At 65.8% G+C, this 7,715-nt stretch carries 7 protein-coding genes; all 7 read left to right on the forward strand.

Features of this window, described 5'->3' with window-relative positions; all coding sequences use genetic code 11:
* Positions 1–91: 91 nt before the first annotated feature.
* From ACESY8_RS15125 to ACESY8_RS15155, 7 genes are read left to right on the forward strand one after another with little or no spacing between them, the layout of a single operon-like run.
* On the forward strand, positions 92–1,600 hold the full coding sequence (locus ACESY8_RS15125) for a sensor histidine kinase (protein WP_007495187.1): 1,509 nt from the start codon (positions 92–94) through the stop codon (positions 1,598–1,600).
* 7 nt (positions 1,601–1,607) lie between these two features.
* Positions 1,608–2,285 (forward strand): response regulator transcription factor, encoded by a 678-nt coding sequence (locus ACESY8_RS15130; protein WP_007495189.1) that lies wholly within the window; start codon positions 1,608–1,610, stop codon positions 2,283–2,285.
* Between the two features lie 17 nt (positions 2,286–2,302).
* Entirely contained in the window at positions 2,303–3,118 is an 816-nt protein-coding gene (locus tag ACESY8_RS15135) for a sugar phosphate isomerase family (RefSeq protein WP_054339525.1), read from the forward strand.
* Between the two features lie 10 nt (positions 3,119–3,128).
* Positions 3,129–4,286: an N-acetylglucosamine-6-phosphate deacetylase gene (gene nagA / locus ACESY8_RS15140; protein WP_054339524.1), complete on the forward strand. Its 1,158-nt coding sequence runs from the start codon at positions 3,129–3,131 to the stop codon at positions 4,284–4,286.
* A gap of 25 nt (positions 4,287–4,311) precedes the next feature.
* Entirely contained in the window at positions 4,312–5,466 is a 1,155-nt protein-coding gene (locus tag ACESY8_RS15145; protein WP_054339523.1) for a class II fructose-bisphosphate aldolase, read from the forward strand.
* Positions 5,467–5,468: 2 nt separating this feature from the next.
* On the forward strand, positions 5,469–6,752 hold the full coding sequence (locus ACESY8_RS15150) for a phosphoglucose isomerase-related protein (protein ID WP_238047450.1): 1,284 nt from the start codon (positions 5,469–5,471) through the stop codon (positions 6,750–6,752).
* Positions 6,753–7,589: a triose-phosphate isomerase family protein gene (locus tag ACESY8_RS15155; protein ID WP_498794829.1), complete on the forward strand. Its 837-nt coding sequence runs from the start codon at positions 6,753–6,755 to the stop codon at positions 7,587–7,589.
* The last annotated feature ends 126 nt before the right edge of the window (positions 7,590–7,715 follow it).

Genomic DNA, 7,715 nt, shown 5'->3' on the forward strand with positions numbered 1-7,715 from the left:
GCCCCCCCGGCGCTCTTTGTGTTATGCGTTGCACTGGCGGAGAGAACGCGATATAATAAAGAACTGAATCCACGCAGGGGGGAGAGGCACCGTGCTGATTCTCGTACTGATACTGTGTCTGGCCACATCGCTGTATGTGGCTCTGCGGCGTAAGGACTCGCTCTCCCTGTATTTGCTGGGCATGAGTGTGTGTAACCTGGTCATGTTTGCGGGCATCATTGTCTATATCGCGGCCATCGGCGGCACAGCAGCCCAACAGCGGGAGTTCCTGTTTCTGGTTCCAAAGCTGCAGGTGTGGCTCCATGCGCTTCCAATCCCTATGGACCGGCTGGGCTATGTGGTGGCAGTAGGCCGCTCCCTGTTTCCCCTGTTTGCCCTACAGGCCGCACTGGAGGCCACCATGATCCCGGCCCTCCGGCGCAGGATGAAAAGCCTGCGCCTTGCGGCATGTGTGGTACCGGCATTGTCCCTCGTTTATTATTATCCGGCCGTGTTTCGCACGGTGGTGAGTGGGCGCTTCTGGCTCCTGCCGCTGACCATTCACGTTTCGCTGGCCTGGATCATCCTTTATCTGGCGGCGGCGGGTCTGCTGTTTTTCCAGGAGTACCATGCCACCACCATGCCAGTTTTCAAGCGCAACACCCGCTATGTGCTGCTCTCCTTCGCCAGTATCTCCACCCTCTACCTGCTCTACGCCAGCAAGGACCCGGCACAGATCTACAACATGTTCATCTCCGAGTATATCCGCCTGGGCATCAGCAGCTACATCAGCGGGGCGCTGCCCGCCCTGGGGTGGATCATCCTGGGCCTGTGCACGGTGTTCTTTGTGGTGCTGGGCAGCTACAATCTGGTGCGCTATACCCAGCTTACCTATGACGACACCCGGCAGGATATGATCCTCAAGCGGAAGTTCGACGCGGCGGGCACCGGAGTATCCGTCTTTGTCCACGGGGTAAAGAACCAGCTCCTGTCCAGCCGGGTGCTCCACAAGAAGCTGTCCCGGGCTTTGGCGGGGGACCCTCCGGACATGGCGCAGGTGCGCGCCTGCGCCGTTCAGCTCAACGAGCTGAACGAGGGAATGCTGCGGCGGATGGACGAGCTCTACCGCACGGTCAAGAACAACTCCATTGCCCTCACGGCCGTGCCGGTGGAGGGGCTGGTGGAGGCGGCGGTGGAGCGGTTTCACGGCAAGTACCCCGGCCAGCCGGTTCGCCTGGATGTGGGCACCGACCGATTGGTGCTGGCGGATCTCAGCCACCTGAGCGAGGCGGTGTGCAACCTGCTGTGCAATGGGTATGAGGCGGCCGTTCAGGCGGGGCGGGAGGAGCCGCAGGTGGTGCTTCGTGTCCGCGCCGAGCGCATGTGGACCGTGCTGGAGGTGGAGGACAACGGCCCGGGCATCCCGCCGGAGCGCCAGGGCAAGATTTTCGAGCCCTTTGTCACCAGCAAAAACACCAATTACAACTGGGGCATGGGCCTGTACTATGTGCGGAAGATCGTCCGCAGCCACCTGGGCCGCCTGCGCCTGGAGAGCCGCGACGGGGAGGGGGCCCGGTTCCAGATCATGCTGCCCCTCTACGACCCCCGTCAGAAGGAGTGATCACACAATGGCAAAGACAATCCGGGTGATGGTGGCGGAGGACTTCCCCCTGCTGCGGGAGGACTTCTGCGACGTGGTCTCCGCCCAGAGCGATATGGAGGTGGTGGGCTCCGCCGCCTCCGGAGAGGAGATCGCTTCCTTGGCGGACACCGTCCCCTGCGACGTGATTCTGATGGATATCGAGATGGAGACCATCGACGCGGGCATCCGGGCCGCCGAGGTCATCACGGCGCGGCACCCGGAGGTCAAAATCCTGTTCCTCACCGCCCATGAGACCGACGACATGATCACCAGCGCCATGGGCACCGGCGCGGTGGACTATGTGGTGAAGGGCTGTGAGGAGGAGAGGCTGCTGGAGCACATCCGCCGGGCCAGCGAGGGGCGGGCGGAGCTGGACCCAAAGATCCAGAACACCGTCATGCAGGAGTACGCCCGTCTGCGCCGCAGCGAGCGCTCCCTGATTTTCTTCATCAACAACGTGGCCCACCTGACGCCGGCGGAGCACGAGCTGGTCAAGCTGCTGCTCCAGGACAAGAAGGTGGCGGAGATCGCCAGGCTCCGCTGCGTGGAGGTGGTGACCATTAAGACCCAGATCAAGGGCCTGCTGGGCAAGTTCGGCTGCTCCCGCACCAAGGAGATCGTCAAGATGATCCGCCAGATGAATTTGGAGCACCTGTTTCAATGACAAAAGGAGGTACGACTATGGACTACTATCATATTTCCGCCCAGGAGCTGGGCAAGGACGCCAAGCTCCCCATCCTCAAGCTGGGCGACTCCGGCGAGGTCTTTTACGAGATGGCCGCCGAGATGTGCGCTGCCATCCGCGCCAACAACGCCGCCGGAAAGCCCACCGTCTTTATCTGCCCGGTGGGACCGGTGGGGCAGTACCCCATCTTCGTGCGGTTGGTCAACCGGGAGCAGCTCTCCCTGAGGAACTGCTGGTTCATCAACATGGACGAGTACCTCACCGACGACGGCCAGTGGATCGCCGAGGAAAATCCCCTGTCCTTCCGGGGCTTCATGGCCCGGGAGGTATATGGCAAGATCGCCCCGGAGCTGCTCATGCCCGAGGAGCAGCGGGTCTTCCCCGATCCCAACGACCTGGGCCGCATCCCCGCCCTGATCGAGGAGCTGGGCGGCGTGGACATCGCCTTCGGCGGCATCGGCATCACCGGCCACCTGGCCTTCAACGAGCCCCAGCCGGAGTTGACGGCTGAACAGTTCGCCCAGCTCCCCACCCGGGTGCTGGACATCCACCCGGAGACGAGGGCCACCAACTGCGTGGGCGACCTGGGCGGCGCGCTGGAGGATATGCCCAGGAAGTGCGTCACCATTGGCATGAAAGAGATTCTGGGGGCGCGGAAGCTGCGCCTGGGCGTGTTCCGGGACTGGCACCGGGCCGTGTGCCGCCGGGCGGCCTACGGCGAGGTGACCGCCGCGTTCCCCGCCACCCTGGCCCAGAACCACCCCGACGCCCTGCTCTACGTCAACGCCAACGCCGCCCAGACGGCCTATTGAGGAGGCCGCCATGGACAACTCCTTTTATCTGAAAAACGGCTCCGTCCTGTGGAACGGGGCCTTCATCCCCCTGGACATGGCGGTGGAGGACGGGCGCATCACCGCCCTGAGCCGCGGGCACCACAATGAGAAGGGCCTGCCGGAGGTGGACGCCGCCGGATTGCGGGTGCTGCCCGGTTTTCTGGATCTGCACACCCACGGCGCCGCAGGGGTGGACGTGAACGCCGCCGACGCCGAGGGCCTGCGCACGATCGGCCGGTTCTTCGCCTCCCAGGGCGTCACCGGCTGGCTGTGCTCGGTGCTCACCGACACGCCGGAGCAGACCCTCTGGTGCATGGAGCAGGCCAGACAGGTCATCGAGGGCGGCCCCTGCGGCGGGGCGGCCCTGCTGGGCGTCCACCTGGAGGGCCCCTGCCTGTCCTCCGAGTACAAGGGGGCCATGCCCGAGCACCTGCTGATGCACACCGCCGACGCGGAGCTCTTTGCCAAGTATCAGAAGGCCTCCGGCGGCCACGTGCGCTATACCACCCTGGCCCCCGAGATCCCCGGCGTGCCTGGGCTGATCCCCCGCCTCAACGCCATGGGCATCGTCTGCGCCATGGGCCACAGCGGCGCGGGATACGACCAGTGTGTGGAATGTGTGGAGGCGGGCGTCCGCTCCGTCACCCACCTGGGCAACGCCATGCGCCTGTTCCACCAGCACGACCCCGCCATCTTCGGCGTGGCCCTGGAGCGGGATGTGTATGTGGAGGCCATCTGCGACGGCCGCCACCTCCACCCGGGCACTGTGCGCCTCTACCTCAAGGCCAAGGGGTACGACCGGGTGGTAGCCGTCACCGACTCCATCATGGCCGCCGGCCTGCCCGACGGCAGCTACAAGCTGGGGGTCAACGACGTAATTGTGGAGGACGGGGACGCCAAGCTGCCCAACGGCGTCCGGGCCGGCTCCACCCTCACCATGGCCCAGGCCCTGCGCAACCTCATGGCCTTCACGGGGGAGGGGGCGGAGACCGTCTCCCGCCTCATGACCGCCAACCCCGCCCGCCTCATGGGCTGGGCCGGCAAGGGGGAGCTGGACGTGGGAAAGGACGCCGATCTGGTCCTGCTGGACGGCGATTACCAGGTGGCCCGCACCGTGGTGGGCGGGCGCACCGTCTATACAAGATAAGGGAATAACCGAAAGGAGAATTGCTATGCCTCTGGTACCTCTGCGTCCGGTTCTGGACGCCACCGTGAAATACGGCTATGCCCAGGGGGCCTTCAACGTCAACGCCGTGGCCCAGGCCGAGGCGGTCATCGCCGTACATGAGATGTTCCGCTCCCCCGCCATCCTGCAGGGGGCCGACCTGGCCAACGCCTTCATGGGCGGCCGGGTGGATTTTGCCAACGGCACCCTGGAGGACAAGAAGAAGGGGGCCCGCAACATCGCCGAGGCGGTGAAGAAGTTCGCCGAGCAAAGCCCTATCCCCGTGGTGCTCCACCTGGATCACGGCAAGAACTTCGACTCCTGCGTGGCCGCCATCGAGGGGGGATACACCTCCGTGATGATCGACGGCTCCTCCCTCCCCTTTGAGGAGAATGTGGAGCTCACCCGCGAGGTGGTCAAGTACGCCCACGCCCGCGGCGTGTCCGTGGAGGGCGAGCTGGGCGTGCTGGCCGGCGTGGAGGACCACGTCTTTGCCGCCAACTCCACCTACACCAACCCCCTCTCCGCCATTGAGTTCTTCAAAAAGACCGGGGTGGACGCCCTGGCCATCAGCTACGGCACCATGCACGGCGCCAGCAAGGGCAAGGACGTGAAGCTGCGGAAGGAGATCCCCATCGCCATCAAGGAGTGCATGAACCACGAGGGCATCCAGGGCGCCCTGGTGTCCCACGGCTCCTCCACCGTTCCCCAGTATATCGTCAATGAGATCAACGCCCTGGGCGGGAACATCCAGAACGCCTACGGCATCTCCAAGGAGGAGCTGAAGGCGGCCATCCCCTGCGGCATCGGCAAGATCAACGTGGACACCGACATCCGCCTGGCCGTCACCCGCAACTTCCGCGAGCTGTTCCGCGACCACCCGGAGCTGAAGGAGGACGCCAGGGTGGGCGGCATCTGGAAGCTGCTGGACGAGAAGCGGGACGCCTTTGATCCCCGCGCCTTCCTGGCGCCCATCATGGACACCGTCATGTACGGCACTGGCGACGAGGGGGCCGTGGCTCTCATTACCGACGCCATGCGCCGTGGCGTGAAGGAGGCCGTGGGCACCCTGATTGTGGAGTTCGGCAGCTACGGCAAGGCCCCCCTGGTGGAGCCGGCCACCCTGGAGGACATGGCGGCCCGCTACGCCAAGGAGGGCTGAGCATGGACGGCATCACCCTGTCCTTTACCGACGCGCGGCCGGTGCTGGCCCCCGGCGCGCTGGAGGAGCAGGTGCGCGCCGCCGCGCCCCTGCTGGCCGAGGCGGCGGCGGGAGAGGAGCGGTACCGGGACAACCTGGGCTGGCACAGTGTGGACGAGGCGGCCGGGCCCGAGCGGGTGGACTTCCTGCTGGAGCAGGCGGCGCGGGTGCGGGCCGACGCCGACGCCTTCGTGGTCATCGGAATCGGCGGCTCCAACCAGGCGTCCCGGGCCGCCGTCAAGGCCCTGCGGCCGGAGGGGGGCCCCGCCATTCTGTGGGCGGGCAACACCATCTCCGCCTGCGAGATGGCCCGCACTCTGCGGGAGCTGGACGGATATCAATCCATCTACATCGACTGCATCGCCAAGAACTTTGAGACCCTGGAGCCGGGGATTGCCTTCCGGGTGCTGCGCCAGTACCTGGAGCGGCGCTACGGCGCGGAGGGCGCGGCAAAGCGCATCTTCGCCACCGGCACGCCGGGCTCCACCCTCCACCAGCTCTGCCTCGACCAGGGCTATACGTTCCTCACCTTCCCCGAGACCATCGGCGGGCGGTACTCGGTGGGCAGCGACGTGGGGCTCTTCCCCATGGCGGTGGCCGGGGTGGACATCCGCGCGCTGGTGCAGGGGATGCGGGACATGCGGGATACCCTCCTCGCCGCCCCGGCGGAGGAGAACCCGGCCCTGCGCTACGCCTGCCTGCGCCGGCTGCTGTTGGAGCACGGCTACCGCCTGGAGATGCTCTCCTTTTTCGAACCCCGGCTGGATTACTTCGCCAAGTGGTGGATTCAGCTCTTCGCCGAGAGCGAGGGCAAGGAGGGCACCGCCCTCTACCCGGTGGCGGCCTCCAACTCGGAGGATCTCCACTCCATCGGCCAGTTCATCCAGGAGGGCAGTCCCATCCTCTTCGAGACCTTCGTGGAGGTACGCGCCCGCGACGCGTCGGTGCTCCTGCCCCCCGAGGCCAAGAAGGACTACTTCGACTACCTGACGGGCAAGGACTTCTGGGACATCAACAACACCGCCCGCCAGGCCACCATGCGGGCCCACAGCGACCGGGGCATCCCCTGCCTGAACCTCTCCATCCCCGCAATCGACGCCCACACCCTGGGCGGGCTGTTCTATTTCTTCCTCTTTGCCTGCTATCTCTCCTGCAAGCTGCTGGGCGTCAACCCCTTCAACCAGCCGGGCGTGGAGGGCTACAAGGGCTATATGTTTCAAAATTTGGGAAAGCCGGGTGTCAACTGAATGAAACACATTTTTTTGAATCTCAAGCGTTTTGACGTGCCGGTGGAGCTGGGCGGGGTCAACCGCCTGGCCCCCGTGGCCGAGTGGGGCAGGGCCGTTGTGGCCGGGACCCAGCAGGGCCTGACGGGCTACGACCCGGCGGAAGCGGAGTTTGTGGACTTCTTCCCGGAGGCCCACCTGATTCCCGCGGCTGCGGCCCGCACCGCCGACAGCCGGGTGGAGCTGGGCTGCCAGGGGGTGTTCCGGGCGGACACCGCGGTGGGGGGCAACTTCGGGGCCTTTACCACCAACCGGCCCGCCCACGCCGCCGCCGCCCTGGGCTGCGGCTGGACGCTGATCGGCCACTGTGAGGAGCGCAACGACAAGGCGGGCATCCTGGCGGAGGCCGGCGTCACCGACACCGCCGCCGTCAACCGCCTGCTGAACCAGGAGATCAAGTGCGCCCAGGCCGCGGGGCTCAAGGTGCTCTACTGCATCGGCGAGAAGAGCGAGGAGCAGGAGGCCTGGCAGCAGGTGCTGGGCGACCAGCTCGCCATCGGCCTGGACGGGGTGGACAGGAGCCGGGTGGTCATCGCCTACGAGCCCATCTGGTCCATCGGGCCCGGCAAGACCCCCGCCGACAAGCCCTACATCGAGAAGATCGCCCGCTTCGTCAAGGAGCGCACCGGCGGCCTGGACGTGGTGTACGGCGGCGGCCTCAAGGCGGACAACGCCGCCATGCTGGCCTCCATCGCCGACATCGACGGCGGCCTGATCGCCCTCACCCGCTTCAGCGGGGAGATCGGCTTCTACCCCGACGAGTATCTGGAGATCATTCGCCTTTACTTAGGGCATTAAGGAGGAATACACCCGATGAAACTGGAATTTGAGTATGGGCAGGGCCTGCTGGGCGCGGAGCTGCCCGACAGCACGGACATCTTCATCCCCGGGGAGACGGTAGCGGATCCGCCCTGTCTGCCCCAG

The organism is Clostridium sp. ATCC BAA-442 (assembly GCF_964239415.1).
GTDB classification, from domain to species: Bacteria; Bacillota; Clostridia; order Oscillospirales; family Oscillospiraceae; genus Flavonifractor; species Flavonifractor plautii.